The organism is Nodularia spumigena CCY9414, assembly GCF_000340565.2.
Lineage (GTDB): Bacteria > Cyanobacteriota > Cyanobacteriia > Cyanobacteriales > Nostocaceae > Nodularia > Nodularia spumigena.
Genome location: NZ_CP007203.1, coordinates 467324 through 494278, shown reverse-complemented (window position 1 = coordinate 494278; position 26955 = coordinate 467324). Strand labels below are relative to the sequence as shown.

At 41.8% G+C, this 26955-nt stretch carries 24 protein-coding genes and 2 pseudogenes; 15 read left to right on the top strand and 11 right to left on the bottom strand.

Features of this window, described 5'->3' with window-relative positions; translation table 11 throughout:
- Positions 1-75: 75 nt before the first annotated feature.
- Entirely contained in the window at positions 76-1575 is a 1500-nt protein-coding gene (locus NSP_RS02290) for a CIA30 family protein (protein ID WP_006196301.1), read from the top strand.
- Positions 1576-1849: 274 nt separating this feature from the next.
- A complete protein-coding gene (locus NSP_RS02285; RefSeq protein ID WP_006196303.1) occupies positions 1850-2191 on the top strand; it encodes a hypothetical protein in 342 nt (113 codons plus the stop codon).
- Between the two features lie 171 nt (positions 2192-2362).
- Here the strand turns inward: NSP_RS02285 and petE are convergent, their stop codons facing one another.
- The 3 genes and pseudogenes from petE to NSP_RS02265 all read right to left on the bottom strand — a co-directional run.
- A complete protein-coding gene (petE, locus tag NSP_RS02280; protein WP_006196305.1) occupies positions 2363-2782 on the bottom strand; it encodes a plastocyanin in 420 nt (139 codons plus the stop codon).
- A gap of 403 nt (positions 2783-3185) precedes the next feature.
- Positions 3186-3677 carry a photosystem II cytochrome c-550 gene (gene psbV, locus NSP_RS02275; protein WP_006196306.1) on the bottom strand — a complete coding sequence of 164 codons (492 nt, stop codon included), beginning with the start codon at positions 3675-3677 and terminating at the stop codon, positions 3186-3188.
- Between the two features lie 270 nt (positions 3678-3947).
- Positions 3948-4283, bottom strand: a pseudogene (locus NSP_RS02265) (carbohydrate ABC transporter permease); the annotation flags it as partial.
- Between the two features lie 379 nt (positions 4284-4662).
- On the opposite strand from NSP_RS02265, the gene NSP_RS02260 reads away from it, so the two are divergent.
- From NSP_RS02260 to NSP_RS02245, 5 genes and pseudogenes are all read left to right on the top strand, one after another.
- Positions 4663-5757: a phosphotransacetylase family protein gene (locus tag NSP_RS02260; RefSeq protein ID WP_006196309.1), complete on the top strand. Its 1095-nt coding sequence runs from the start codon at positions 4663-4665 to the stop codon at positions 5755-5757.
- Positions 5758-6008: 251 nt separating this feature from the next.
- Positions 6009-6512, top strand: a complete 504-nt coding sequence (locus tag NSP_RS02255; RefSeq protein ID WP_006196310.1) for a hypothetical protein — start codon at positions 6009-6011, stop codon at positions 6510-6512.
- A gap of 133 nt (positions 6513-6645) precedes the next feature.
- On the top strand, positions 6646-7062 hold the full coding sequence (locus tag NSP_RS02250; protein ID WP_006196311.1) for an MAPEG family protein: 417 nt from the start codon (positions 6646-6648) through the stop codon (positions 7060-7062).
- Between the two features lie 148 nt (positions 7063-7210).
- A pseudogene (locus NSP_RS27460) lies at positions 7211-7318 on the top strand (MAPEG family protein); the annotation flags it as partial.
- A gap of 114 nt (positions 7319-7432) precedes the next feature.
- Positions 7433-7924: a YajQ family cyclic di-GMP-binding protein gene (locus tag NSP_RS02245; RefSeq protein ID WP_006196312.1), complete on the top strand. Its 492-nt coding sequence runs from the start codon at positions 7433-7435 to the stop codon at positions 7922-7924.
- A 178-nt stretch (positions 7925-8102) separates the two neighbouring features.
- Here NSP_RS02245 and NSP_RS02240 read toward each other — a convergent pair whose 3' ends face one another.
- Together NSP_RS02240 and NSP_RS02235 are read right to left on the bottom strand one after the other, a co-directional pair.
- Positions 8103-8660, bottom strand: coding sequence for a glutathione S-transferase family protein (locus NSP_RS02240; RefSeq protein ID WP_006196313.1), 558 nt, complete (start codon positions 8658-8660; stop codon positions 8103-8105).
- Positions 8661-8672: 12 nt separating this feature from the next.
- Entirely contained in the window at positions 8673-9137 is a 465-nt protein-coding gene (locus NSP_RS02235; protein WP_006196314.1) for a hypothetical protein, read from the bottom strand.
- A 447-nt stretch (positions 9138-9584) separates the two neighbouring features.
- Between NSP_RS02235 and NSP_RS02230 the strand changes: the two genes are divergently transcribed.
- Complete coding sequence (locus NSP_RS02230) at positions 9585-10307, top strand: tetratricopeptide repeat protein (protein WP_006196316.1); 723 nt, start codon at positions 9585-9587, stop codon at positions 10305-10307.
- A gap of 205 nt (positions 10308-10512) precedes the next feature.
- Here NSP_RS02230 and NSP_RS02225 read toward each other — a convergent pair whose 3' ends face one another.
- Positions 10513-10923, bottom strand: coding sequence for a slr1601 family putative cell division protein (locus NSP_RS02225; RefSeq protein WP_006196318.1), 411 nt, complete (start codon positions 10921-10923; stop codon positions 10513-10515).
- Between the two features lie 613 nt (positions 10924-11536).
- On the bottom strand, positions 11537-11632 hold the full coding sequence (gene psaM / locus NSP_RS02220) for a photosystem I reaction center subunit XII (protein WP_006196319.1): 96 nt from the start codon (positions 11630-11632) through the stop codon (positions 11537-11539).
- A 159-nt stretch (positions 11633-11791) separates the two neighbouring features.
- Here psaM and NSP_RS02215 point away from each other — a divergent pair, with 159 nt between their 5' ends.
- Positions 11792-13051, top strand: coding sequence for an FGGY-family carbohydrate kinase (locus NSP_RS02215; protein WP_006196320.1), 1260 nt, complete (start codon positions 11792-11794; stop codon positions 13049-13051).
- A gap of 49 nt (positions 13052-13100) precedes the next feature.
- Here the strand turns inward: NSP_RS02215 and NSP_RS02210 are convergent, their stop codons facing one another.
- On the bottom strand, positions 13101-13490 hold the full coding sequence (locus NSP_RS02210; protein WP_006196321.1) for a GxxExxY protein: 390 nt from the start codon (positions 13488-13490) through the stop codon (positions 13101-13103).
- 108 nt (positions 13491-13598) lie between these two features.
- Here NSP_RS02210 and NSP_RS02205 point away from each other — a divergent pair, with 108 nt between their 5' ends.
- The 5 genes from NSP_RS02205 to avd all read left to right on the top strand — a co-directional run bounded on the left by NSP_RS02205 (position 13599) and on the right by avd (position 19889).
- Complete coding sequence (locus NSP_RS02205) at positions 13599-16631, top strand: valine--tRNA ligase (protein ID WP_006196322.1); 3033 nt, start codon at positions 13599-13601, stop codon at positions 16629-16631.
- A 105-nt stretch (positions 16632-16736) separates the two neighbouring features.
- The gene (locus NSP_RS02200; RefSeq protein WP_006196323.1) at positions 16737-17165 is read left to right on the top strand and encodes a hypothetical protein; all 429 of its coding nucleotides are present in this window, start codon (positions 16737-16739) and stop codon (positions 17163-17165) included.
- Positions 17166-17266: 101 nt separating this feature from the next.
- Positions 17267-17728, top strand: coding sequence for a hypothetical protein (locus NSP_RS02195; protein WP_231859523.1), 462 nt, complete (start codon positions 17267-17269; stop codon positions 17726-17728).
- 261 nt (positions 17729-17989) lie between these two features.
- Complete coding sequence (locus NSP_RS02190) at positions 17990-19357, top strand: SUMF1/EgtB/PvdO family nonheme iron enzyme (protein ID WP_006196325.1); 1368 nt, start codon at positions 17990-17992, stop codon at positions 19355-19357.
- A 172-nt stretch (positions 19358-19529) separates the two neighbouring features.
- The gene (avd, locus tag NSP_RS02185; RefSeq protein WP_006196326.1) at positions 19530-19889 is read left to right on the top strand and encodes a diversity-generating retroelement protein Avd; all 360 of its coding nucleotides are present in this window, start codon (positions 19530-19532) and stop codon (positions 19887-19889) included.
- Between the two features lie 202 nt (positions 19890-20091).
- Here the strand turns inward: avd and NSP_RS02180 are convergent, their stop codons facing one another.
- Entirely contained in the window at positions 20092-22107 is a 2016-nt protein-coding gene (locus NSP_RS02180) for an ABC1 kinase family protein (protein WP_017803762.1), read from the bottom strand.
- Positions 22108-22452: 345 nt separating this feature from the next.
- Between NSP_RS02180 and recN the strand changes: the two genes are divergently transcribed.
- Positions 22453-24180, top strand: a complete 1728-nt coding sequence (recN, locus tag NSP_RS02175) for a DNA repair protein RecN (RefSeq protein WP_006199018.1) — start codon at positions 22453-22455, stop codon at positions 24178-24180.
- Between the two features lie 302 nt (positions 24181-24482).
- On the opposite strand, the gene NSP_RS02170 is transcribed toward recN, so the two are convergent.
- Positions 24483-25373, bottom strand: a complete 891-nt coding sequence (locus tag NSP_RS02170; protein WP_006199019.1) for an ATP adenylyltransferase family protein — start codon at positions 25371-25373, stop codon at positions 24483-24485.
- 415 nt (positions 25374-25788) lie between these two features.
- Entirely contained in the window at positions 25789-26856 is a 1068-nt protein-coding gene (locus tag NSP_RS02165; RefSeq protein ID WP_006199020.1) for a J domain-containing protein, read from the bottom strand.
- Between the last annotated feature and the right edge of the window lie 99 nt (positions 26857-26955).

Sequence of the window (26955 nt, the reverse complement as noted above, 5' to 3'; positions counted from 1 at the left end):
TTCCTCAACACAGATAATGGTTTATTTGTAAAGTGTGTAAGTCCTAGTAACAGAAAAAATTATCAAGACGCGATTGTGACTGACAAAAATCGTTCTCAATGGGACTTAGGGAGGTTTATCGAAACCTTAACCTATTTCGAGGTGTTTCCTTTGCTTAACTGGGTACAGCAGTTAATTCAAGGTGGTTCCAACGATAATCAAAATCTACCCAATGGAGGCAGAAATGTGGGTGTAATACTGGTAGCAGGTGCGACGGGTGGAGTGGGAAAACGAGTTGTGCGGCGACTTGTGGAACGAGGTGAGAAAGTTCGCGCCCTTGTGCGAGATATTGATAAAGCCCGGTCAATTCTTGGCGATGATGTTGACTTGGTAGCTGGGGATATCACTAAACCAGAAACTTTAAATTCTCTGGTCATGGCTAATATCCAAGCTGTAATTTGTTGCACTTCCGTGCGTGTCCAACCAGTGGAAGGCGACACACCGGATAGGGCTAAATACAATCAAGGTGTAAAATTTTATATGCCGGAAATTGTTGGGGATACTCCCGAAAATGTGGAATATCAAGGTGTGAAAAACTTGGTGGAAGCTGCGGCTAAATATCTCCCTCCAGCTAATGAAAAACTGATATTTGATTTTACTCATCCCTCGGCGGAATTAAGAAATGTTTGGGGTGCGGTGGATGATGTGGTGATGGGTGGTGTGAGTGCCAGTAATATGCAATTATTAGAAAATACTGCTGTGTTTGCTGGTAATGTTTCCACGGCTAACTCCGGTGGCTTTGCGTCGGTGAGAACGAAGAATTTTGAACCGCCCTTTAACTTATCCGGTTACGAAGGTGTAGAACTGCGGGTCAAAGGTGACGGTCAACGTTATAAACTATTTTTACGGACAGATCAGAAATGGGATGGGGTGGGTTACAGTTATTCTTTTGACACTGTAGATAATACTTGGATAACGGTTCGCGTTCCTTTTAAAGATTTGGTTCCCGTATTTCGCGCTAAAGTTTTGCAAGATGCGCCGCCGATTTATGCTGGTAAAGTTGCGTCATTTCAACTGATGTTGAGTAAGTTTGAATATGATGGGGCTTTAAATCCTAAGTTTTCAGCCGGTAATTTTGCTTTACAAATAGAGTCAATTAAGGCTTATGGTGGGGAGAGTTTTCCGCAGTTTGTCCTTATTAGTTCCGCCGGGGTAACTCGTCCTGGAAGACCTGGGATTAATTTAGATGAAGAACCGCCAGCAGTGAGATTAAATGACCAGTTGGGAGGAATCTTAACTTGGAAGTTGAAAGGGGAAGATAGTGTAAGAGCCAGTGGGATTCCTTATACAATTATTAGACCTTGTGCTTTAACTGAGGAAGCTGGTGGTAAGGAATTAATCTTTGAGCAAGGTGATAATATTAGGGGCAAAATTAGCCGCGATGATGTAGCTGAATTGTGTGTGCGATCGCTCCAACAATCCCATGCTCATAATATCACCTTAGAAGTGAAATCAGGTGAAAATATTGCTCATTATATCAATTGGCAGCAACTATTTTCTAACTTACAACCGGATGAATCAGCATCTTTTAAATAAAAAAATCTATATGTAGGGTGGGTTAGGACGTTAGTCCGTAACCCACCATAAATTTAAGGGTAATGGTGAGTTACGCTGTTGCTAATTCCCTAGAGGGTAATGGTGAGTTACGCTGTTGCTAATTCCCTAGAGGGTAATGGTGAGTAATGGTGGGTTACGCTGTCGCTAACCCACCCTACAATTTTTAGCGAAAGGAGGACATGGAGACAGGGAAAATACCACAAGATAAAATAATCATTTCCCACCTCCCACCTCCACCGCAGGAGTCAATGAAATGTTTCGCAGATTAATTTTAGCTGGAGTTGTGGTAATTATCGTTTGGTTGGGCTTATTGTCTCAACCAGTTTCATCACAACAAATAGAGTCTAGATTTAATAATTTAGAAGCTGATTTCAATCGTGTAGAGTCGCGCTTAAGGCGAGTAGAGTCTCAGTTAAATCAAATGGGTAAAACTCCATTACCCAGAATATCACTTACCCGACCGCAGTCAACTGATGCTGAACGTAACTTATCACCGCAAGAACAAAAGCTGAAGCGTTTGGCTACATTAGTGGTGGAATTGAAGCAACAAGTTAATGAATTAGAAAAAAAAGTTTCTCAAATAGAATCAATGTGATGGGAAAATTTGAATGTTAATTAAAATTAGCGGTAACAAGTTTATTTCTCTATCGCCAAAAACTTCCAACGTTCTCGCCGGGAATAAAACTCATTACCGCTATTTATCCCATTTTATGGGTGTAACTTGCTAGTTTTCGCTAATTCGCAGAAAAACTTAAAAAAGCAACTTCTAACCTTCGACAATTAATTTACCAACCATACCAGCACCACGGTGAGGCTCGCAATAGAAGGTGTATTCACCAGCAGGTGCGTCTGCGGGAATTGTGGTGGTTTGTTTTTGACCAGGACTCATCAGCAATTGCTTGTGAGACAGACTTTTTGCCAAATCAGCACTCTTAGCGGGGTTTAGCGCCTTATCAAACACAACGTTATGGGGAGGAACTTTGTTGTTAACCCACTCAATTGTGTCACCTGGTTTAACTGTCAATTTTTTAGGTTCAAAGGCCAGCAGTCCTTTGTCAGTACCCAGTTTTACCTGGAAGGTTTCAGCTGAAGCGCTGGGTGTGAAAACGACAAAGCTACTAACAACTAAAAGGACTGTCAACACCGATAAAGTCAAACGTCGCCAGCTTGCAGCAAACAATTTCATGGCTGTCTCCTAACTATAGTTTCTATTTCACCTTTACCATTTTAAATACAATCAACGCCAAAATATGACAATCTGTCGTAGATAAAATTTTTTTTTTATGATTTCGGCTAAATCATCAGTTTTTCTTGTGCAATGGACGATGATTACGAGGCTACATCACACCGAATAGTTCAGGGTTAAAATGTCATATTTTGAGAAGATGGGTTAAAAATGGTGAAATAGGGACATTTTATCGACTATCCCTACTATAAACACCACGGGAAACCTTTTTTCTACAAAGAGCTACGGTATACACCCCATTCCCAAATCAAGGTTTTGGGTAGGGTGTGCTGTCGCGTAGCACAACGCACCCTACAAAAGTTGTGTGTACTCAGTACCCAGGAATGAGTTATCTATCTAGAGTTTAGTAATAAATTTTACCACCACCCCACTTGTCGCCAACTATTTTTGGTTGGAGAAGAATATGACCAGCAGTCGCTACTAAGTCATCTTCTGTGAAAATTCTCATTTCTGTGAAAATATCTGCACTCTTGAGGCTGGGGTGTATTTCAGAAATTTCCATTTCACCATCATAGGTAGTAGGATTTTTCATGTAGTCCACCAATCCTTCAATATTATTGCGGTTTGGTGATGCTAGTGCCAGAGTTTCTGGTTCTAGTCCCACGTTTTGGTTAGTTTTGGTAACACCCCCAGCATGACACTGGGCGCAAGCAAATTGAAATAAGCGTTTACCTTCTTTTACTTGTTTAAGGCTGAGTACAACAGTATCACCTTGGTCATTTAACGGCACTGTTCTGATTGCTTCGTCCAGTTCTAATGCTGTCGCGCTACCGACAACTAACTGAAATGTCAGCAAAAGGGTAGCAACAACAACGCCAATTAGTCTTCTAAACATGATTCCCCTTAAAATTTTTGACGCTCAACATAGCTAATAAAGCGATGCCCAATCTCCATGTTGCTGTAGTTTGCTGCTATCTCTGCGCTCAGTCGGTTTGCAAAACCCATAATAGTGATTAACACAACAGATAGAGATTGAGTCACTGTAATACCAATATCACGTTCAGAGTGCAATTTGTCGCCCAAAATATGGTGATAGTTGAAGTGGGTATCAATGGCTAATACGTCAATATAGACTTAATATTATGTAATATTTGAATGAGACAATTCAACCTTTGCCTCCGGTGAATGTCGCACCTTGAATAAAGTAGCGGTTAAAAAAGGCATAAATGCCTAAAGCTGGCAAGGTAAATATCATGGAAGCAGCCATAATATAATTCCAATAGCTGATATATTGCCCTTTGAAGCTGTTCAAGCCCAAAGGTAGGGTAAACATTTCTGGGTCAAAGAGAATAACGATGGGGAGTAGAAAATTATTCCAACTACTCATGAAGACGAAAACAGCTTGGGCTGCGAGGGCGGGTTTGGCTAGAGGTAAGACGATATGCCGAAAAATTCCCAAGGTATTTAAACCATCTAATTGACCTGCTTCTTCTAATTCTTTAAGTGCTGTTTTTGCTATGGTTGGAAGTAGGGATTTTTGGTTCATTCCGCGTCAACCAGTAGGTGTTTTTTTGAACATTGAAAATTTTACGCCTGAAATCCTTACCTCATCTGGCTTTGAACCCTAAAGTCTGTTTCTTTTCAACTCAGCGCTGCTGGGTGGTTTTCTGTCCCTTAGTCTAAACTCCAGATATTGAGATCCGAAAATATTAATCATATTTTTATGTGGAAATACGAAATTGGAAAATTCAAAATATACCCAAAAAAAGTACATTCGGGGAAACTGCACTTTGTCAGCACTCCAGCCTGTTGCCGGAACCAACTAAAATTAGAAAACACCTAGCTTAGTTCTACTTCCTTTTGCAATTAGGAGTGCATTTGTGCCAAAATCTGCTAAATGTTTGCTGATTGGCTCAACCGAAACTTATAGTGGTAAATCTGCAACAGTTTTGGGTTTGTCTTATCAGCTACAGCAAAAAGGACTAGATATTGCCTACGCTAAACCGCTAGGCACTTGTTTTAGTGAATCTGGCGGAACCGTAGTTGAGGAAGATGTCCAGTTTATTGCCCATAGTCTGAGCTTGCCGACAAGCCGTGTTGCTGCCACAATGCTGGCTTTGGATGAGGTTAATGTCCAAAAACGCTTGCGCGGCGAAGACAAAACCGATTATCGGCAGCTCTTAAAACAGCAATATTTGCAAATTTCCCAAGGAGATTTAGTGTTGCTAGAGGGGCCTGGTGATTTGACACAAGGCAATCTGTTTGATTTATCTTTGTTACAAGTGGCTCAAGCATTAGATGCGGTTGTGCTATTGGTAGCTCGTTATAATTCGCTGCTTTCTGCTGAGACGTTATTGTCTGCTAAACAGCTTGTGGGCGATCGCTTGGTGGGAGTTGTGATTAATGATATCCCTACCGAACAATTAGAAATAGTTGACGCTCAATTATGTCCGTTTTTAGAAAAGCAAGGCATTCCCGTATTAGCAACATTGCCCAAAAGTGACTTGCTACGCAGTGTTAGTGTTGGTAAATTAGTAACCCAGTTAAATGCTGAGGTTCTCTGTCGTCACGATCGCCTGGATTTGATGGTGGAAAGTTTGGCAATTGGGGCGATGAATGTCAATTCGGCTGTGAAGTATTTCCGCAAACGCCGAAATATGGCAGTAGTCACCGGAGGCGATCGCGTGGAAATTCAACAAGCCGCCCTAGAAACGTCTACACAATGCCTGATTTTAACCGGACAACTACCACCACCCGCCTTTATTCTCACCCGTGCCGAAGAGCTAGAAATCCCCATTCTATCGGTTGATCTAGATACTCTCACTACTGTGGAAATTATTGAGCGGACTTTTGGTCAAGTCCGGGTACACGAACCGATTAAGGTTCAGTGCATTCGCCAGTTGATGACTAAGCATTTTGACATTGATCGCTTGTTATCTAAACTCGGCTTAACTCCCGCCGGGGCATTACCTTAAAAGCACCGGAGCACCGGAGCACCGGAGCAGGGGGAAAGACACAGACAGAGCTTGTACCCCTTCCCCTCTGCCTCTTCGGTTCACCGGGATATTGATAAACCCGCCCCTACTTCTTGAACTGGTGTGACGAAGCTATTCAGCTACTGAAGCAAACATCAGGAAAATGTAGCAATATGTAACTCAAGTTGGCTTTTCACTTACACTCTGTTTGGTAGAATAGCTGGGTTGTTTAATCTGATTACATCCCCTCTTTGAGCCAGTCAACAGACCTTACCAACCTCGATACATTAGCGCAGGAACTGGCGACCATTCAGCAAACGGGTTCTAAGCGAATCGCCTTGCTGGGTTCTCGCCATGTGCCAATTACGCATCAGAATCTCATTGAAATGATGACCTATGCCCTGGTTCTATCAGGGAATAGGGTGATTACCTCTGGGGCCACAGGTACAAATTCAGCTGCCATTAAGGGAGCAATGCGGGCAGATCCCAATTTATTGACGGTGATTTTACCCCAAAGTTTGTCACGCCAGCCCCATGAATCACGGCAACAACTAGAGCAGGTGATGCATCTGGTGGAAAATCCCAGTAATGATAATCTGTCTTTAGCTGAAGCTAGTTATATTTGTAATAAGGAGATTGTTTCTCGCTGTCAGCAACTGATTTGTTTTGCATTTCACGACAGTCGCACTCTGCTCCAAACTTGTGGAGATGCAGAAGAACAAAGAAAAGTGGTAACGCTTTTCTACTTTGACTAAAGTGCAGTAAGTCCTTGTCCAGGTAATGATAGATATAGGAAACTGCGAATTGGTAATAGGTAGTTGGGTTCGCCAAATTACCTGTTACCTATTAATCACAGTTAACTAACAACTACTATTGATTGGTTTAATCATGCTATCGCAACTGCCTGTGTCTGTTATTTTGTTGTATTCTATTGCTGCTGCTGCCGTTCTGATATATCTGCCGTTTTTATTGGTAGCTTATGCTCGTGTGCAGATTGGCTTTGAGGCGTTAGCTACTCCTCGCGCCAAGTTTGATAAATTGCCCCCCTATGCTCAAAGAGCCACCTGGGCGCATCAAAATTCCTTTGAAGCATTTATGTTGTTTGCCACCGCAGCATTGATGGCTTATGTTACTGGTGTTGATTCTTCTACAGCAACAGTAGCAGCGATCGCCTTTGTTGTGGCGCGTTTGCTATACTCAATTTTTTATATTTTGAATATACCTCTATTGCGATCGCTAATGTTTGCCATTGGCTCTCTTGGCTGTGCGACTCTAATCACCTTGAGCATTATCCAAGCTAGTTAATTGGGGAGTGGGGAGTTGGGAGTTGGGAGTTGGGAAAGAAAGTTTTTTTGACTTTTGACTTTTGACTTTTGACTTTTGACTTCCCCCCAGGGGTTCTCCAATCTAAAATCCAAAATCCAAAATCTAAAATCTAAAATTGTTTATGGCTTCCACTTTTTATATTTTGAATATACCTCTATTGCGATCGCTAATGTTTGCCATTGGCTCTCTTGGCTGTGCGACTCTAATCACCTTGAGCATTATCCAAGCTAGTTAATTGGGGAGTGGGGAGTTGGGAAAGAAAGTTTTTTTGAATTGTGACTTTTGACTTCCCCCCAGGGGTTCTCCAATCTAAAATCCAAAATCCAAAATCTAAAATCTAAAATTGTTTATGGCTTCCACATATTCCTTTGACATTGTAAGCGACTTTGACCGACAAGAATTAGTGAACACTATCGATCAAGTTGTGCGAGATATCAAAGGTCGCTACGACCTCAAAGATACTCAAACTACACTGGAGTTAAAAGAGGAAAGCATTAATGTCAGCACTGACAGCGAGTTTACCTTAGATTCTGTTCACACCATCCTCCGCGAAAAAGCCGCCAAGCGTAACCTTTCTCAGAAAATTTTTGAGTTTGGCAAAGTTGAATCAGCTAGCGGGAACCGTGTCCGTCAAGAAATCACCCTCAAAAAAGGTATCAGTCAGGAAATTGCGAAACAAATTTCCAAATTGATTCGGGACGAATTCAAAAAAGTCCAAGCCTCAATTCAAGGTGATGCTGTCCGGGTTTCTGCTAAAGCTAAGGATGATTTACAAGATGTGATGCAACGGGTAAAACAAGAAGATTTTCCTGTGGCTTTGCAATTCACTAATTACCGGTAAAAAATTTATAGGGTAGAAAAAATCTACCCTACACTACTGGGGTGACAAGCTTAAAATAGTGCATTATGTTTCTCTTGTGGAACAGGCAAGATGCCTGTTCTGGGGGGACTAGTAGCCCACCCCACAATATTTATGCTTATGCACAAAATTAGCCTTGTCAGTCCACTACTGCAATTAATTAAGGCTGTCCGCCAATGCTTTTTTGAAACGCTGGACGTTCAGACATCCGCTTGATATAGTTCAACACGCCTGGATAGTCGCTCAGGTCTAATTTGAGCATGATGGGGATGTAAGCCAGGATAGACCCCACAGCTACATCAGCAACAGTGAATTCTTCACCCAGTAAAAAAGATTGTCGCTCAAAAATCTCATTCAAGGGAGTTAACAAACGGGGCATTTCTCGCTCTCGATTTGCTTCTACAAAAATCCCTGTAGCCAGGGTAGAATTGCCAAATAAGACCCATTGAGAAAATATACCCCGCGCTTCTGGTGAAAGTGGGGTTTTGCCGTATTTATCGGCAAGATACAGTAAAATTGCCCCTGATTCCCAAAGGTGGAAGTCACCATCGACAATTGCTGGGACTTTAGCCATTGGGTTAATCTTCAGGTATTCAGGCTGCTTGTGTTCGCCCGCCTGCATATCCAACATCACAAATTCATAGCTAACGCCCAGTTCTTCCAGATACCACTGGACAATTGAGGCTCGACTACGAGCGCCGCCGTAAAGTTTCAGCATAATTATTTTAAATTAAAGAACTTTGTGAGTATGGGAATGCTGTTTCACATTATCTTCTTTATTCACAACTCTAGCAGCATTGAGTACCCGCTTACGCTCAGTGGAATATTTAAAATCAGTGTAAGTTGTACCCAGAGGAATTAGGGACTTGGCAATTTCACGACGTTTGTAGGTGCGAGCTGCTGCAAACGCCCGGAAGGCGAATTCTTCTCCAAACTGAGTCGAATCTGGAAAACCATCTGGTAACACAGGTGTATTACCGTCTAGGACAGATCCTAGAGTGGTTGCACAAGCTAGGTGATAGGAGGTGGGAATACCTTTTAACAAGGCTTCTAAAGCAGCAGAGGGAATTGGTTCTACAACTTCAACTTGATAAACTTCGCCGTCTTCTTTGATGAAGCAGGTTGATAGACCTATAACGATATAATCGTCAGCAGCTAAATCAGGCGCATCTTGATAGGAAATTGCTGTGGTCATAAAAAATTTTCTCAATACTTAAAAATTACGCAGTGCTACCCTCTTTTGTCGCCTACAGCACTTAGTTAGGCGACACACCTGCACTTCCCGCCGTTCATCATACGCCAAACAGCAAGCAGCTATGGAATTGGGGCTTCTCAGTAATCAGCTCAATGAAGGGCTTATTGGCATTCTACCAATTTGTGGCTCTCACTACTTGATTAGTCTTTAAGATTGATATTTATTATTTCTGGAATTCAACTTACGGGTGACGTATTAATTATTAGGTTTGAGCATTAATTGTTTAAGTAAGGTGATTCAACTTTTTGTATGTAGTAGCTGAAATTCAGCCTTGTACTGACATTAAAGTAATCATAGACACCTTATTAACTGACACAGGGGCGCAACTACCATCACGACGAAAACTGTAATTTGATTTCACAGAGCAAGTAGCTCAGGCAATACAATATGAATAGCCATTCATTTTTAGCTTCTGGTAACCAGCAAAATAATCAATATAATTTTGTCTCAAATAGCAATTTTTATGCTAACAAGCAGGAGAATAACGGTAGCGGTGGATCTGCTTTAGGGGACGACTACTTACGCTCTTGCGCTTTGAGTTCAGCTCGACAAGGAAATTATACTGAGGCGATCGCTTTACTAACCCAATTAATTGATCGTCGTCCCCAAAATTCCGTTAACTATAACAACCGGGGATTGATTTATTTTCAGAGTGGCGAAATGCCAAAAGCTTTGGGTGATTACAACACAGCACTGCAATTGAATCCCAATTTAGCTAGCGCTTATAACAATCGAGCCAATTACCATGCAGCCTGTGAGGAATTCGCCGCAGCACTGGCTGACTACGACAGGGCGATTGATTTGAATCCTAGTTATGTCCGGGCGCGGATTAACAGAGGGATTACTTTACGTGATTTGGCACAATACGAAGAAGCAATTGAGAATTTTGAGGTAACAATGCTTTTCGGTCAACTAGAAGGTCATATTTGGGCAGAACGGGGCAGGACTTATCATCTTTGGGGTGATTGGAATTGTGCGATCGCTGACTATCGTCGCGCCCTGACTCAACTACCCCAACTAGATCGCAAAAAGGATATCTCTGGTTACCGATTGCGTTTACAGATCCAAAATTGGTTAAACGAGCTGTTGTTTCCTGAAAATCTCGATTAGGAGATTTTGGTCAGCCAACCTACGGGCGTGTCAGTGCTTGACTTCCAGCTTAAGAATTCCCAAAAAATCTTTGGAACTTTTAATTGTGAATTGGACTATCGCTAATGACTATAGCCGATGGTACTGCATACAAACATCCGGTATGTATAGGCAATAACGCCCGTCAGGAAATTCGATTTTTCTATATAAATTCTTCATATTTTTCTTAGGGTAATAACTCTAATACTTTAACTTCCTGACCATCTTGATTCACGAAGACTACTGGAAGCTGATTAGGGTCAAATCTATAGGCTTGCTGTTGTCTAATGCTATGAGCTTGTTGGGGATCGAAATTACGGTTAAATTCCGTTTGCAAACTCTCGACCCGTTCTTCCATCAGCTTTACCTCTGTACGGACTTCTCGCAACCTTTCTTGTTGTGTCCAGTGATAAGGTACAAGTTGCACTAGAGCAGATACTGCTGCTGTGGATATTGCCAAATTAACCGCTATCTTTGCTGTGGTTTCCAAGGCCATAACCTGGTAGGAACGTTGACGAAGATGCCGTTTTGGGCGAGGAACAGCCCGGCGTTGTTGTGGCGGTTGTAGCGGTGGTCTAGACGGTTGACTCGCGTTCATTATGCTAAATAGAACCTTACTGATTGAATGGCAATATCATAGAATGCACACTGGTAATGATTACAGCTTGATTTAGCTGCCATATTACTTCATTTTTCCCAAATTGCTACACGTATATTCAAAGTTAAAAAATAACTCAATGTACGTAAGTAGCTAGTATTCAAAAACTTTTGGCATCCAGCCACTAGCACCCTGTTTGCCAGATTATTATTCTTTTAAAAGATTCTGTCAATTCCGAGTTGTGGTGATATTTATGAATAGCTTTCTGAACTTTTCCTCTGTGTGGGAAATTCAAACGTGTTCCATTGTACTCAAAAAATATTTTTAGTTGCCATTTTTTAGCCTGTTAATATCGGCTAGTTTTGGTTGAAAGTTATATAGCTACCTTGCTATTTATGCCAAATTTTCTCTGGGCAACACTGCAATTACCGCAAAGATTGAGTCTTTAATTATACTTAAATATGAGGCTAAGAATATGGCGGTGAATTGATTTGTTGATGCTTACCGCGCTGGATTTTTTTTATTGTAAATACAACAACCAGGACTAGCCTGATTGTTGTTTGAGAGTGGGGCGATTTTGAATATGCCCCACTTACCATGTCACAAGGTGGCGTTATTTATAAAGTTCTGTTGCTAAACGCCAAGCCAGAATTCCTGGAATCAGGGCTACAGCTAGAGCAATGTACACTTGAGTGTCTGAGATAGGCATGGTCGGAACCCTCCTGAGCTTCAAATCAAATTGAACAGTTCGTTTACTACTTTTCACTGTTTTGCCAAGAATGTGGAATATCTTGTTACAAGATGCAACATAAGCAGTGATTAACCAGTAGCCATTCGTGATTTTTCAGCAAAAAAAATTTATAAAACTATGGGTTTTTATTTGGGGATCGATTTCGGTACTTCTGGCCTTAGGGGTGTGGTGATTAATCATGAAGCTTGCACCCAGGCAGAAATTAAGTATGCTTGGGCAGATGAGGCGGTTTCTGACTTAGCAACTGCTTGGGAGACGGCTTTATTTAGACTCCTGGCACAAATACCTGAGAATTTGCGCCGAGAAGTCAAGGCGATCGCTATTAATGGTACTTCATCCACAGTCTTGCTAACTGATGCTGCTGGTAAGCCTGTAGATACACCTTTACTGTACAACGATGCACGGGGATCAGTGGTGTTGGAGCAGTTGCGAAATATTGCACCACCGCATCACAATGTATTAAGTGCTACTTCCAGCCTAGCCAAATTATTATGGATGATGCAACAACCTAGTTTTAGTCAGGCGAAATATTTTCTGCATCAAGCTGATTGGTTAGGATTTCTGCTACATGGCTATTTGGGAATTAGCGATTATCACAACGCCTTAAAGCTCGGCTATGACGTAGAGCAGTTAAAATATCCAGCATGGCTAGAGAAACTGCAATTACCGATTCAGCTACCAAAAGTGTTAACTCCCGGTACTCCCATAGCCAAATTACGCCCGGAAATTGCCACTCAGTTTAATTTTCCTGGTGACTGTTTGGTGTGTGCTGGGACAACTGATAGTATTGCGGCTTTTTTGGCTAGTGGGGCTAAATCGCCGGGGGAAGCTGTGACTTCTTTGGGTTCGACGCTGGTAGTTAAATTATTGAGTCGGACGCGTGTGGAGGATTCACGATACGGTATTTACAGCCATCGTTTGGGTAATTTATGGCTGACTGGGGGGGCTTCTAATACTGGGGGGGCTGTGCTAAAACATTTTTTTAGTGCGGCTGAGTTGGAAAGGTTTAGTAGTCAGATTGATGTGACTACAGCCAGTGGGTTAGATTATTATCCGTTGTTGCAGGCAGGCGATCGCTTTCCGATTAATGATCCCGATTTATTACCACGATTATCACCACGTCCTGATGATCCTGTGGCATTTTTGCATGGGTTGTTGGAAGGTATGGCTAAAATTGAGGGGCGTGGCTATGGTTTATTGCAGGAAATGGGGGCGGATAGGTTAATTCGTGTTTATACTGCTGGTGGTGGGGCGGGGAATAGTGCTTGGTGTGCTATTCGGGAAGGGGTTTTAGGGGTGTCTGTGGTTTCGTCGGTGCATACTGAGGCTGCTTTTGGTTCGGCGCTTTTGGCTTTGCGGGGGTTGGGTTTTTTTTAACGAACCGCAAAGGACGCAAAGTACACGAAGGAAGAAGGAAGAAGGAAGATTAAGAGGTGAGAATAATGCGTTTGATGCCGTCTTTGAGGAGAGGGACGTTAAAGTTGATCAGGAGGGCGAGGGGGTGTTTAGTCATTTTTAGGTAGGATAGGACTTGGGCTTCGTGTATTGGGGCTAGGTTTTGGACGGCTTTCAATTCAATAATTAGCGAGTTTCCTACTAGAAAATCTAATTTCCCCTCACCGACTGGACGACCTTTGTAGTGTACTTTGACTGGATACTCAGACTGGTGAGGTATCTCGCGCATCAGAAATTCTTCTCTCAACGCCCTGTGATATACCTCCTCCAAAAACCCAGAACCTAAAATCCTATGTACCTCAATCGCCGCCCCAATCACTTCATAAGCCAGATTTTCTAGCTGACCACTTGGCTGTCTCATCTCTACTTTCCTCCTCTTCCTTTGTGTACTTTGCGCCCTTTGCGGTTCGTTTCCATCAAACCCTATGGCAAAATTTACTAAAGTCCTTCCAGAATTAGTATTCCCAGCATGACCGCAAACATTACCAACCTCCCCAGCCTTTACGACGCATTCACCACCGAAGCCAAATGGCAAAAATTTTGGCAAGAAAACCAAGTCTACAAAGCTGACCCCAACCACCCCGGTGAACCTTACTGCATCGTCATTCCCCCTCCCAACGTCACCGGCAGTTTACACATGGGTCACGCCTTTGAAAGCGCCTTAATTGATACCCTCATCCGCTACCACCGCATGAAAGGGCGCAATACCCTATGGGTTCCCGGAACCGACCACGCCAGCATCGCCGTTCACACGATGTTGGAAAAGCAACTCAAAAAAGAGGGTAAAACTCGCTACGAACTGGGACGCGAACAATTCTTAGAACGGGCTTGGCAATGGAAAGCCGATTCTGAAGGTACAATTGTGAATCAGTTAAAACGCCTCGGTGTCTCCGTTGACTGGACACGGGAACGCTTTACTTTAGATGCAGGTTTATCGCAAGCTGTTCTGGAAGCTTTTGTTAGTCTCTACGAATCAGGATTAATTTATCGTGGAGAATACTTAGTCAATTGGTGTCCAGCTTCTCAGTCGGCGGTGTCTGATGTGGAAGTGGATAATCAAGAGGTTGATGGAAATCTTTGGCATTTCCGCTATCCCCTCAGTGATAATTCTGGGTTTGTAGAAGTGGCGACGACTCGACCAGAAACTATGCTTGGTGATACAGGTGTGGCGGTTAATCCCAATGATGACAGATATAAACACTTGATTGGCAAAACCTTAACTCTGCCCATTATGAATCGGGAAATTCCGATTATTGGTGATGAGTTTGTTGACCCGAAATTTGGGACTGGTTGTGTAAAGGTGACTCCAGCCCATGATCCCAATGACTTTGAAATGGGTAAGCGTCACAATCTGCCGTCAATCAATATCATGAATAAGGACGGGACTCTCAATGATAACGCTGGGGAGTTCCAAGGACAAGACCGCTTTGTGGCTAGAAAAAATGTGGTTTCTCGCTTAGAAGCCGATGGTGTGCTGGTGAAGGTGGAGGATTATAAGCATACTGTTCCTTATAGCGATCGCGGTAAAGTCCCAGTTGAACCATTATTATCTACTCAGTGGTTTGTCAAAATTCGCCCAATGGCTGATAAAGCCTTAAAATTTCTCGACAATCAAAATACGCCGGAGTTTGTCCCCCAACGCTGGACTAAGGTTTATCGTGATTGGTTAGTCAAGTTGAAAGATTGGTGTATTTCTCGTCAACTATGGTGGGGTCATCAAATTCCGGCTTGGTATGCTGTCAGTGAAACCGATGGTCAAATTACCGATACCACACCCTTTGTCGTTGCTAAATCAGCAGATGAGGCTTGGGAAAAAGCTAAATCACAATTTGGGGCAGATGTCAAGTTAGAACAAGACCCAGATGTATTGGATACTTGGTTCTCTTCTGGACTTTGGCCATTTTCCACTTTGGGCTGGCCTGAACAAACTCCAGATTTAGAGACTTATTATCCTAACAGTACTTTGGTAACTGGCTTTGATATTATCTTTTTCTGGGTTGCCAGAATGACGATGATGGGGGGACACTTTACTGGGAAAATGCCATTTAATGATGTTTACATCCACGGGTTAGTGTTGGATGAAAACGGTCAGAAAATGTCGAAGACTAAAGGTAATGGTATTGACCCACTATTATTAATTGACAAATATGGCACTGATGCCCTGCGCTATACCTTAATTAAAGAAGTTGCGGGTGCGGGTCAAAATATTCGCTTGGAATATGACCGTAAAAAGGATGAGTCTGCATCAGTAGAAGCTTCGCGCAACTTTGCTAATAAGTTGTGGAATGCCGCCCGGTTTGTGATGATGAATTTGGATGGACAAACCCCAGCACAACTGGGTGAACCAATTCCTACAGAATTAAGCGACACTTGGATTCTTTCCCGTTATCATCAAGTTATCAACCAAACAAGTAATTACATTGATAACTACGGTTTAGGTGAAGCTGCAAAAGGTCTGTATGAATTTATCTGGGGTGATTTTTGTGATTGGTATATTGAATTAGTCAAATCCCGGTTACAAAAAGATGCAGACCCCGCATCCCGCAAGGTAGCACAACAAATTCTGGGTTATGTACTGGAAGGGATTTTAAAATTACTCCATCCTTTAATGCCTCATATTACTGAGGAAATTTGGCAAACTCTCACCCAACAACCAGCCGATTCTTTAGAAACTTTAGCTTTACAAGCCTATCCTGAAGCCGATAATAACCTAATTAATCCAGAGTTGGAAGCGCAGTTTGAATTACTAATTGGCACAATTCGCACAATTCGCAATTTACGCGCCGAGGCGGATATTAAGCCAGGGGCGAAAATCACCGCTAATTTACAAACTGGTAATCCCCAAGAACAGCAAATTCTCACTGCTGGACAGGATTATATTCAAGATTTGGCCAAGGTGGAGAATTTAACGATTGCTGGTGTTCCAGAAGCGCCTGAAACAGAGGCAAAAAGCCCTAGAGGTGCTGAGAAAAAACCTCAGAACGGTTTGAAGGCAATTGGCTTAATTATCGCGGCGGTGGTCTTTGTGAGGGTAGGTTGGGCTACGGGAAATACGATTGATCAAATTCCCTTGATTGGCACATTCTTTGAAATAGTTGGTTTGGGTGTTACATCTTGGTTTGTTGTGGAAGTTCTACTCAAACAGCAGACTAGACAAGAGTTTTGGGCTAAGTTTTTCCCCCCAACGCCTCAGAAAGAAATATCACAGACACAATTAGAACAGCCACAAGCACCAGAAAATGCTATATCTGGTGTTGTGGGGACTGTACAAGTGGTAATTCCTCTGAGTGGTGATGTAGTAGATATTGCTACCTTGCAGGCCAAACTGGAAAAAACCCTCAACAAAGTTGAAGCAGAGGCTCAGTCTTTGAGTGCAAGGTTAAGTAATCCTAAGTTTGTGGATAAAGCCCCGGCTGATGTGGTAAAAGGAGCGAGAGAATCTTTAGCAGAAGCTGAGAAACAAGCCGAAATTTTGCGCGATCGCTTGCGTAGTTTAGTATAGGTGCAATAGGTAACAGTTGATCTAAATCTTGTGGGGTGGGCAAAGATGCCCGCCCTTGTCTAAACTTAAAAAATATTTTGGCAATTCAAATCTGAAGCTAAAGCCATGCTATATCTAGCTCAAGTCAATAAAAATGAATTTTCAGATAAGTATCAGTTACGGTTGTTAGCACGTCAGGAAAGTCAAAACCTTTGGGTAGTTATCCCAGAAGAAAGTTTTATTTTATTAGAAAAAGTCACTAACATAAGTGACAACCTGCTGGTTTTAGTGCAGCTTTCCCCGACAGGTGAAATTGAAAGTTTAGCAGATGCTAGCAAATGGGTAGTGCATTTAGTGCAAACTTACCTCAGCAGTGGTATAACACCAGAACAGTTGCAACAAGAAGCAGAACGCGCCGAAAGTTGGCGACAGTCTCTAACTTTACAAAATCAAGACTTAGCACGTCGTTCTCTAGAGTTAGAAGCCCGTCGGGAACAAATTCAAGCTTTAGAAGAAAGTCTCAAACGTGACCGAAATCGTCACAATAGAGAATGAGATTAACTCTTAGCTCAATTTTATCCATTTTGGCTGAAATCAAGCAGCGTCAACGATATATAATGAAAGTAAAAATACCACAATAGTAGCGAAAAGTTTCAGTGAGTAACTTTAATCCGCAGTCACAACCACATAAGGTAGACCCTGATTCTAACTCTGTGCAGAGTTATATGAATATCTTGCAAGGGGTTATTGCGCGGATGGCAAATAATAGCGCCAACTGCAAAACTTGGTGTATTTCTCTGGTTTCGGCAACTTTAGTAGTATTAGCAGATAAGAATAAGCCTACTTATGCTTGGATATCTCTCATCCCCATTCTGCTGTTCTTTTTACTAGATTCATATTATTTGGGTCAAGAACGCAGCTTTCGGGATATATATAATAAATTTGTCAACGATTTACATTCAGATAAACTGACAATTGATCGGCTTTTTGATCTGAAGCCACCAAAAGGGATGAATGTTGTCAATTTATTATTTACCTCTAGTCTTTCTTTTTCTGTTTACCCGTTTTATTTAACATTATTAATCACCGTCATTATTGCCAGATATTTCATTTTATAATCGAGATACTTAGATCCCCGACTTCTTGAAGAAGTCGGGGATCTGATTTTTTATTCATTTCTCGATGATCATCAAAATTCAAATATATTTTTATTTTTACGAAGTAATTAAAAACTTATAAATTTTAATATTTTAGCCGGATCTCTATTTATAGCTATATAGAACAATGCTATGCTACGTATAGAACAAAACGCTGAAAAAATGCACATTTGTATTTGAATTGGCTAAAATTATGAAATAATTCACAGTGAGGCTATATTAATGACGGATTTGCGGTTTCGAGTAGGACTTTCGTTTGCTGGAGAATCTAGAGATTTTGTAGGACAGGTTGCTAACGAATTAGCAATGGAATGGGGTAGACAGAAAATTTTTTATGACAATTTTCATGAAGCCGAACTTGCCATACTTAATCTAGATAAACATTTACAAAATATTTATCATAAGCAATGTGATTTAGTTGTTATTTTTATTGGTAAAGATTATGAACAAAAAGATTGGTGTCGTTTAGAATGGCGCGCTATACGTGACTTAATAAAAACCAAAAATCAGGAATCACCTTTAGCAATTATGCCAATTCGCATAGATAGTGGTGATGTATCTGGTCTATTTTCAATTGACGGTTATATTGATATCAGAGATCGAAAACCTCATGAAATTGCTTCTTTGATTAATCAGCGATTGGCTTCATTAGGATATTCCCATTCTTCATTCACTACGCCACCTCCTTCACCTCCTCCACAAGATATACCTGATTCTCAGCCACTATTACAAAAATTCGAGTTTAAATTTGCTAAACTAACATCAAAACAATTTTTAGGTGTCAATAAAATTCAGCGTAATGATTATTTAGGAGAAGCTGAAGGCTTTACAGAAGATTTAGGTCAGGGTATAAACCTAGAAATGGTAAAGATTCCTGGTGGAATTTTTACGATGGGTGCTTCCAAAAAAGAGGAACGAAGTAGCGATGATGAACGTCCCGAACACCAAGTAACAGTTCCATCCTTTTATATGGGAAGATTCCTCGTTACTCAACCACAATGGGTAATAGTAGCTGCATCTTTTCCACAAATTAATAGAAAACTAGAGACTCGACCATCTCATTTTAAAGGAGATGACAATCTTCCTGTAGAGAGTATTTCGTGGTATGATGCAGTTGAGTTTTGCAAAAGACTGTCTCAAAAAACAGGTCGTGATTATCGACTACCCAGTGAGGCAGAATGGGAATATGCTTGTCGTGCCGGCACCTATACACCTTTTCATTTTGGTGATATAATTACAAGTGAAGTGGCTAACTATGATGGTAACTCCACTTATGGTAATAGCCTGAAAGGACAGTATCGGCAAAAAACAACGCCTGTAGGCAGCTTTCCTCCTAATGCCTTTGGCTTGTATGATATGCACGGAAACCTGTGGGAATGGTGTTTAGATACCTGGCACAGTAACTATAAAGTTGCGCCAAGGGATGGTAGTGCTTGGATTGATAATGATAATCAAAAGCTGCTGCGCGGTGGTTCCTGGTACTACTTTCCGAGGCATTGCCGTTCTGCGTTTCGTAACTACGTCGACCCGGACAATAGGAACATCCTCATCGGTTTTCGGGTTGTAGTTTCCGCCGCGAGGACTCTTTAGCCCTTTGCACTCTAGCCCTCTGCTCTTTGCTCTTTGCTCTTGTTCCTCTTTGCCCTTTCCTAGCGTAGTGAAACGGAGCGATCAATTTTTTTTGCAAAAATACACGCCTACAATTTAAGATAGCATATAAAATCTATTTTGTAAACCAAACAGCGAAATTCCTCAAATTTAAATGGAAGAATTACCAATTATCCAAAAAACCTACGACCTGATTAAATGGTACATCCCAATTCTGACTCGGTTGCCCAGAATTCATAAATTTACCTTGGGTGACAGAATGACCAATCAATTATATGATTTGCTAGAGGGCTTATTAACCGCTCGCGATCGCCAAGAAAAGCTTAGTGTGTTAGAACCCCTCAAAAGTATTATAGATATTTTAAAATATCAAACTAGGATATTATTTGCAGGACTTACGCAAAATTATGGAAAAACGAACCACGTTCGCGAAGCGTCTCCCCTTCTCCCTTTGGGAGAAGTTAAGAAGGTTTCAGAGAGTTCTTGCGTAAGTCCTAATTTGATTTTAATTTAATTCTCCCCTCTCCTTGATAAGGCTATCGTGTACACACAAGTATTCTCAAGTTACTTCATAACTGTTTGATCCCCCCTAACCCCCCTTAAGAAGKGGGGAAATTTTTCTTAAAGTCCCCCTTTTTAAGGGGGATTTAGGGGGATCAGATCACTTGTGTGTACACCGTAGTTCCTTGATAAGGAGAGGGGTTGGGGGTGAGGTTCTACACTCTTGCGGGTAAAGATGCTCTTGCAGGTTTGTTTAACGCATCACCTTTGCTGTTGTTGACTTCTTCCGCAGCTAATAACTCGCGAATTAACCGGGCGATGGCTTTTTGCGTCAAGCGATTGGTAATTTGTTGACCCAAACGCTGGACACCTGGATTTACTAACAATTGAGCGAGTTGGGGCGCAAGTTGTAGTGGGTCAAAACCACGGGTGGCTTGGAGAATATTTAAAATATTTTTAATATGCTCTAAGGTTTGTTGTTGTTCAACTGTCGCTCCTGGGGTTTCGTTAACTGCTGTCAAACCTACTCGTTCTCGTAGTACATAAGTGAAATTGTGTAGAATATTTTTGCCTACAGCATTGATTCCATTCAGAAATTCATCTACCAGCCTGTCGCGAATAAATGAACCGCGTTCAGAAGAAAGAAATTCTACGCCCTGGTCTAAAACTAGATTGAAGTCGTAATCTTGATTTTTCTTCGCGTTACGTAGCAAGTTTTCTAAACGATTCCACCGGAATTTTTCATCTTTAAACAGCAAGTTTTGCAGAGATGTTCTTAATTGCGGTGCTTGGTCGGTTAACAGGCGTTTCGCAACATAAGGATATGCTTCGCTGAGAACTTTAAATTCGGGGTCTATATATATCGCGATACCTTCCAATGTTACCAGGGAGCGAATAATTAAGGCGTAGTAGGGCGGTACACGGAAAGGATACTCATACATCAAAGCTGAGAGTTCATCTGTGATGCTTTTGATGTTTAAGTCAGCAACACTGGCTCCTTGAGCATCAGCGAACACTCTCGCAAATGCGGGAATAATTGGTGTTAAGTCTGTTTCTGGGGATAAAAAATCTAACTTTACGTAGTCGTTGGCTAAACCTTCAAAGTCACGGTTAACAACGTGAACGATCGCCTCAATTAAACCATATCTTTGGGGCGGCTGCACCTCACTCATCATCCCAAAGTCGAGATAAGCTAATTTCCCCTCTGGTGTAGCTAACAAATTACCTGGGTGGGGGTCAGCGTGGAAAAATCCGTGTTCTAGTAGCTGGCGCAGAGAACATTGTACACCCACTTCAATCAAATAACGAGCATCGATCCCTTGGGCGTTAATTTCGGCTGTTTGGGTTAATTTTGTGCCGTTTATCCACTCCATCGTCAAGACGCGACGATTGGTGTATTCCCAGTAAATTTTGGGTACGTAAATGTCTTCTATATGTCCATATAACTCAAAGAAGCGTTCGGCATTTTCTCCTTCATGAATATAATCCATCTCTTCAAAGATGCGATCGCCTAATTCATCGAGAATACCAACTAAATCACTACGAATTCTTTTAACTCGGTTTTTTACCCAAGCCGCCAGTTGGCGCAAAATAAACAAATCAATGGCAATTCTTTCTCTTAAATCAGGGCGTTGAACTTTAATGGCGACTTCTTCACCAGTTTTCAGTTTACCCTTATAAACTTGCCCCAAAGAAGCTGCGGCAATTGGATGACGCGAGATTTGGGCGTAAATCTCCTGGGGTGTTGCGCCTAATTCTTCTTCAATAAATTGGTATGCAATTTCGTTAGCAAACGGCGGTAATTGGTCTTGTAACCTGGTTAATTCTTCCAGGTATACCGGAGGAACCAAATCCGGTCTAGTGGATAAAGCCTGTCCAATTTTAATGTAAGCAGGTCCCAATTTCGTCAGTAATTCTCGCAACTGAACGGCTCGGCGGCGTTCTTTTTTCACGACTATTCCCCGGCGGCTGTCCCACCACAACCCAAAAACAAAGGAAATAGTCGGCCCCAACACTGCAAAAATCCGTTGTAAAACTTTCAGGGGGCGTTTGCGATAATATGCTCCTATCTCTTGGGGATCGTAAAGTATGGCATCGGTTTCTAAATTTTGGTTTATGCGTTTTGGTGAACGAACAACCAAAGTTGATGCGCCATTTTCTGTTACTACTTCAGTCACTTGTGGTTCGTCCTCGGTTTGTCGGGAAGTCGGGGGAAATGTCTTAACAATCATGAACTCAGCCATCGGTCGGATTAAGCTTGTAAATTATTGTAACAATAAGTTTACAAACAAGCATCTCTCCAAAATGGATAAAATTGTGGGGTAAGCTCTGTGCATCCCCCAGAACAGGCAAGATGCCTGTTCCACAAGAACATCATCATGCACTATTTTAGCTGTGTCAGTCCAGTGGGTTTTGTTCACTGCCGGCAATGGAAACCAAGTGTAGATTTTCCATTGCAAAGCGTTGTATCATAAAAATATACACAAAATGCACCAAAGACAGGTAACGAAAAGATAGTGCTGAGTATTGTGTAACTTAAAAGTCTCGGCATCTGCCCTCACGGAGAATTTGGCTTGATGTTGCTTTACCTGCGAATCCAAAATTTTGCCCTAATTGACCAACTGGAACTGGAATTTGGCGCTGGACTTAATGTGCTGACAGGTGAAACCGGCGCGGGAAAATCGATTATCTTAGATGCGATTGATGCGGCTTTGGGCGGTAAAGTCTCTAGTCGAGTGATTCGCACTGGTACGAATCGCTCAATGGTAGAAGCTACTTTTACATCGAATCCGGCCTTAACTGCTTGGTTGATTGAACAAGAAATCGATTTGATTGAAGATAACTGTGTCATAGTTAGCCGAGAAATTACCGCCACTGCTAGTAATATCCGCAGTCGGTCACGGGTGAATGGGGTGTTGGTAAATCGGCAAATTATGGGAGGTTTGCGCGATCGCCTGGTGGAAATTACCGCCCAAGGTCAAACTGTACAGGTGGGACAATCTGCCCAAGTCCGGGAATGGTTAGATGTGTATGGTGGTGACTCGTTACTACAACAGCGTCAAATTATCGCCACGGCTTTTACTGCTTACCAAAAAGCCCATCTGGTATTAGAAAAACGCCGGACATCAGAACGGGAACGTCTCCAGCAACTCGATTTACTTACCTATCAAATACAAGAATTGGGAGCTGCGAACCTCGATGATCCCCAGGAATGGGAACAATTGGTGCAGGAACGAGAACGGCTCAATCATGTCGTGGAACTGCAACATATGAGTTACAAGGTGTATCAGTCCTTGTATCAAAACGATAATGAAACCCCAGCCGCCGCAGATTTATTGGGGGACAGTGAAGCGACATTAATTGACATGGTAGAGTATGATTTCCAACTGCAACCTTTGTTAGATTTGGTGAGGGATGCTCAAACTGTGATGATTGAGGTGGGAAGACAAATTAATGCTTATGGAAGTAGTTTAGAAGCTGATCCCCAACGATTGGAAGAAGTAGAAGAGCGGATTCAAGAGTTAAAACAAATGTGTCGCAAGTATGGACCGACTTTGACAGAAGCGATCGCATATTACCAACGCATTCAAGGGGAATTGGCAGAACTCAATGATAGCGAACAATCGATTGAAAGTTTAGAACAACAGGAAGCTGCCTGTTTTATCCAGCTTACCCAAGCTTGTGCAAAGTTAACAAAATTGCGTCGTCAAACCGCCGCACATTTAGAATCTCAATTGCTGTGTGAACTTAAACCTTTAGCGATGGAAAAGGTGAAATTTCAGGTGGAGATAGCGCCGATTTCCCCCACAGCCGCAGGTGCAGATAAAATTACCTTTATGTTTAGCCCGAACCCTGGGGAACCTCTGCAACCTTTAATTGCGATCGCCTCTGGTGGTGAAATGAGTCGGTTTTTATTAGCACTAAAAGCGTGTTTTTGTCAAGTAGATGCCGCCGAAACAATGGTATTTGATGAAATTGATGTGGGAGTTTCTGGGAGAGTTGCTCAGGCGATCGCCGAAAAATTACATCAGCTCAGTCAAAATAACCAAGTATTATGCGTCACCCATCAGCCTTTAGTTGCAGCGATGGCTGATCGACATTTCCGTGTAGATAAACAAACAATTACCCAAAGTAATAATACAGAGCAGCGTACTGTGGTGCGAGTCACTAATTTAGAAAATCTCAGCCATCGCCGAGAAGAACTAGCGCAGTTAGCCGGGGGTAAATCTGCCACAGATGCGATCGCCTTTGCCGAGTCCTTATTATTACAAGCCGCCAATCATCGTCGCCAAGAAATAAATTAGCTCCAACTCCCCCCTCTCCTTAATAAGGCTAAGGCTACCGTGTACACAAAAATGATTACAGCGATTTTCGGGTAAATGAACCACATTTTTTTGTTTCACGCAGAGGCGCAGAGGCGCAGAGAGGAATCAAGAGTGTTGTCTAAATAGATGAAAACTGCTGTAAATTACTCAAAATCATTTTTTGTAGGGTGTGTTGTCGCGTAGCGCAACGCACCATCCTAGATTTTCGGTGCGTTAGGACTAACATCTGCTATGCTTTCTCTCCCCTCCTCGCTTGCACCGGAGGGGCTGGGGGTGAGGTTCTATACCACAGGTAAAGCCACATTCTGCAAAATAGTCATTGGCCCTTGTTCTTTGATAATCTGCATTTGTTGCTCATTCCGCACTAGCAACCCACCCGCAAATCCCAAGGAGTTGACAGATATAGAATCAAAATGCTCGTGCGATCGCGGTACAATTAACATCCATTCTCGTGTAGCTAAAAGATTGTACGCCCCAGATTGTCTATTGTCGTCTACAGCCTCTAAACCCACAGCACTCAATAAGCTCTGATATAGCTCCAGCGTTGCTGCTGCGGCTTCTAAGGGTGAATTACTCCAATTTGGGTCTAATTTCGCTAAAGCATGAATAAAGGGCAATTCCGGTACAGTTGTCACAGAATCTGTAAATTGTGCTGATTTCAGTAGCGGTTCTATCGGTATTTGCACCCCTGACGGTGTTAGTGGTAAGGGTACTATTTGCAGATGTTTATGTGGCTGACTTGCTCCAGCAATTTTACCACCATTGTAGAACGCCAAACCCTCAAACTCAGCTAGACACGCCCACATAGCTGCAAAATCTTCTAAGTTGAGTAATTTTTCCTGTTCTTCAAAGGCGCGGGTAATAATTAGCAGGTGATAGTCAACAACGTTGAATTTGTTTAATATACAAACATGAGTCTGGGAAATATCGGCGACGAATAAATCTTGCTCATAGGGAAGAAAGGGATTAGTTTTTTTCTCTTGCCGTTTGGCTGTGTCTTTGCGGGCAAGATTAGATAAAATTCTGACTAGAAATTTGCTCCCATTCTGCTCGACAAATTCAAAATCTGTTGGTATTGACAGCAAAGCTCCACATTTTAAGGCATTTTCAGTCTGCTCTTTGATACTTTTCCACAACGTTCCGGGTTTTAGTAAGATTTTTCCCTGTGCCATTTCTTTTTTTTGGGCATTGTGAAATATTTTATCAGTTTTGAGGAATTTAATTATTTATATATCAATACGGTTCAGTTAAGGGCAGCACTGACACAAAATTAAGAAGAAACGAACCACGTTGGCGCTAGTCTCTCCCTTTGGGAGAAGGTACGAAGGACACAAAGGAAAGAAGGTTTTAAAGAGTTTTTGCATAAGTTATCACAGGTTTTTTGATCTAACTGAACTGTATTTATTTATATATAGCGCTTCCGCCGTTTGTAGGTACTAATAAAGAATGATTTAATCACAGATGTAGACGCGTTAGCGTCTTGCCGTAGGCTACACAGATAATATCATACCTAGTAGTTGAGGAAACGCTATATTTGTTTTTAAGTTAGATGGTTCTATGTTTTTTTAATTCCATTTTGTTAAGTTTTTAGAAGAACATAATTTCACCTAATTCAACGAACATTTCTTCAAACATATCATCCTCTGTGTCTTGGTGCATATGGCGCAGGTTTACTGGACCACAGAGGAATTCTTTGATAGTGATTTTCTGCTCTCGGAATTCTTTGACAAAATCGCGGATGGCGGCGATTGTTTGAATTTCTGCTTCTACTTGTTCCGCCATACTTCCAATTGCATCTATTCCTTCTCTCGCGGCTTTTCGACAGTCCGAAACCATCGCGCCTTCTGGGGTTCTTTTGACTGAGCGAAGTTCCTCTTTTAATGTCTCATATTGATTTTTGAGGATTTCATTTTGCTGTGTTATCCTCGTACATTGGCGCGTTAAATCGTCTTCACTACTAATATCAATATTTGTGCCTATTTGATGTTGCTGTTCAATTTCCAATAGTCGAGCTAAGTCACCTTCTTGGTAGGCTTTATTAATTTCTTTCATGATTTCGGTATGACGCATTTGAGTTTCGCTATCTTTTACCTTGTCTGGGTGAAATATTTCTGCTAAGCTTAAAAATGTTTGCCGAATTTTTCTGGCTGCATCCGATTTTTTACTAGAAGAAAAGTCTAGATCCTCTGGCGTTTGTTGATATTGATGATTTTCTTCTGTATGCGTTCCTGAAAAATCATCTTCTGGGTCTTTAGTTTCAAATAATTCGTCTAGTTCTGTGTCTTCATCTTCTGAAAAATTTTGGGGTTTGGGACTGATAATTCTCGCTATTTGCAGTTGATAGTAAATTGCTTCAATATCTTTTTTGCTCTGCTTACCCAATTTTCTCCGAGTCAAAATTTCATCAAACAAAGTATGAATTTCTCGGTCGATATCTACGAGTTTTTGGAACTGGGGATGACATCTTTGAAATATATCTGCGGCTACAGAACGCATCTGTTCCACAAAATTTTGCAGTTCTGTGCGTTTTCTCTTAATTTGTTTCAATAACCACTGGTGTTCTTTACCTAAAGTCTCTAGACGGATATGGATAGATGAAAGCGCCAGTGATTTTGTCGTTGGGGACTGGGATGAAGATGTTGATTTTTTTGGCATAAGAGCGGCCAGTCTGAATAAGTTTACACCTTATTAAGATCCTACCGCCAAAACATTCAGTTAACTAAGTTAATCCAGGCGATCGCACTGGTAACAATT

Bases quoted from the DNA above. Each gene is read 5' to 3' on its own strand.
- NSP_RS02285 (WP_006196303.1), top strand. From the start codon at position 1,850: ATGTTTCGCAGATTAATTTTAGCTGGAGTTGTGGTAATTATCGTTTGG.
- petE (WP_006196305.1), bottom strand. From the start codon at position 2,782: ATGAAATTGTTTGCTGCAAGCTGGCGACGTTTGACTTTATCGGTGTTG.
- psbV (WP_006196306.1), bottom strand. From the start codon at position 3,677: ATGTTTAGAAGACTAATTGGCGTTGTTGTTGCTACCCTTTTGCTGACA.
- NSP_RS02250 (WP_006196311.1), top strand. From the start codon at position 6,646: ATGCTATCGCAACTGCCTGTGTCTGTTATTTTGTTGTATTCTATTGCT.
- NSP_RS02245 (WP_006196312.1), top strand. From the start codon at position 7,433: ATGGCTTCCACATATTCCTTTGACATTGTAAGCGACTTTGACCGACAA.
- NSP_RS02240 (WP_006196313.1), bottom strand. From the start codon at position 8,660: ATGCTGAAACTTTACGGCGGCGCTCGTAGTCGAGCCTCAATTGTCCAG.
- NSP_RS02235 (WP_006196314.1), bottom strand. From the start codon at position 9,137: ATGACCACAGCAATTTCCTATCAAGATGCGCCTGATTTAGCTGCTGAC.
- NSP_RS02230 (WP_006196316.1), top strand. From the start codon at position 9,585: ATGAATAGCCATTCATTTTTAGCTTCTGGTAACCAGCAAAATAATCAA.
- NSP_RS02225 (WP_006196318.1), bottom strand. From the start codon at position 10,923: ATGAACGCGAGTCAACCGTCTAGACCACCGCTACAACCGCCACAACAA.
- psaM (WP_006196319.1), bottom strand. From the start codon at position 11,632: ATGCCTATCTCAGACACTCAAGTGTACATTGCTCTAGCTGTAGCCCTG.
- NSP_RS02215 (WP_006196320.1), top strand. From the start codon at position 11,792: ATGGGTTTTTATTTGGGGATCGATTTCGGTACTTCTGGCCTTAGGGGT.
- NSP_RS02210 (WP_006196321.1), bottom strand. From the start codon at position 13,490: ATGAGACAGCCAAGTGGTCAGCTAGAAAATCTGGCTTATGAAGTGATT.
- NSP_RS02205 (WP_006196322.1), top strand. From the start codon at position 13,599: ATGACCGCAAACATTACCAACCTCCCCAGCCTTTACGACGCATTCACC.
- NSP_RS02200 (WP_006196323.1), top strand. From the start codon at position 16,737: ATGCTATATCTAGCTCAAGTCAATAAAAATGAATTTTCAGATAAGTAT.
- NSP_RS02190 (WP_006196325.1), top strand. From the start codon at position 17,990: ATGACGGATTTGCGGTTTCGAGTAGGACTTTCGTTTGCTGGAGAATCT.
- avd (WP_006196326.1), top strand. From the start codon at position 19,530: ATGGAAGAATTACCAATTATCCAAAAAACCTACGACCTGATTAAATGG.
- NSP_RS02180 (WP_017803762.1), bottom strand. From the start codon at position 22,107: ATGATTGTTAAGACATTTCCCCCGACTTCCCGACAAACCGAGGACGAA.
- recN (WP_006199018.1), top strand. From the start codon at position 22,453: ATGTTGCTTTACCTGCGAATCCAAAATTTTGCCCTAATTGACCAACTG.
- NSP_RS02170 (WP_006199019.1), bottom strand. From the start codon at position 25,373: ATGGCACAGGGAAAAATCTTACTAAAACCCGGAACGTTGTGGAAAAGT.
- NSP_RS02165 (WP_006199020.1), bottom strand. From the start codon at position 26,856: ATGCCAAAAAAATCAACATCTTCATCCCAGTCCCCAACGACAAAATCA.